General features: G+C 57.7%; 2 pseudogenes. Both read left to right on the forward strand.

The window, feature by feature from the left end:
- Positions 1 to 833: pseudogene (locus ACGF49_RS24570) on the forward strand (DNA primase); the annotation flags it as partial.
- Positions 820 to 1,029: pseudogene (locus ACGF49_RS24575) on the forward strand (recombinase XerD); the annotation flags it as partial. The pseudogenes ACGF49_RS24570 and ACGF49_RS24575, both read left to right, overlap by 14 nt.

Here is a 1,029-nt window from a genome sequence, read left to right on the forward strand (position 1 = left end):
AAGTCACCCAAGACGACATTGCCCTGGCTAACCAGCTGGCGCATGAGGTGCTGGGGCGCACGCTGGATGAAATGCCGCCGCAGACGCGCAAGCTGTTACTGCTGATACAGGACTGGGTACGGGAAACCGCCGGACAACAGGCAGTCAGAGTCGATGAACTGCATTTTACCCGGCGGGATATTCGGACCGCTCTGCACTGGGGCGATACGCAACTGAAAGTGCATCTGGCGCGGTTGCTGGAAATGGAATACCTGTTGCTGCATCGCCGCGGGCTGACCTATGAATATACGCTGCTGTGGGATGGTGAAGATACCGGGCAACCGCATCTGTGCGGATTACTGGAGATGACTGAATCTCTGTCAGAAACGACAGGCGATGCGTTCCGGTCGGGGTCAGAGGATATTCAGTCGGGTACAGGTCGGGGCAGGGTCGGCAGTCAGTCGGTCAGTCAGAATCCGGCCTCAGGGCAGGCAACATCAGACCTGTCGGCGGAAGTGGCCGGGGTAAAGCAAAAAGCAGTTATTAAGACAGAAAAAAAACCGGCTTCAATCCCCCTGCCCGAAGAAACAGAAACGGCGAATGACGCAGTGACGGGCAGGGCGTTCCGGTCGGGGGCGAAAAGTGTCCGGTCGGATACAGGTCAGCCCCCGGTCGGTACACCGCCGGACAGACAAAATCCGGCCTCAGCACAGACAGTACAAGGCTTGACAACAGAACCGGGCGGAGCCGGAAAGAAAACAGTTAATAGACGTAAAACACAAAAGGCCCCGCCGCCCGCTGCCTCAGCCGCTCATTCCCAATCCGAAACGGAGGTAAATCATGGCAAACCGTAAACCGCGCAAAGGAAGTCTCCTGACCGTTAATGACGTCTACCGTCAGCCTGTGGGGCCGGCGCATGACCCAAAAAGCCTGTATGCGCTGCTGCTGCGCTTCGTGGCCTGGCGGCAGGAACGAAACTGGTCGGAAACCACGCTGAAAGTACAGACCCATCACACCTATCGCTTTATCCTGTGGGCCACGGAACGGGGC

The sequence above is a fragment of the Photorhabdus sp. RM96S genome (assembly GCF_042879335.1).
GTDB classification, from domain to species: Bacteria; Pseudomonadota; Gammaproteobacteria; order Enterobacterales; family Enterobacteriaceae; genus Photorhabdus; species Photorhabdus kayaii.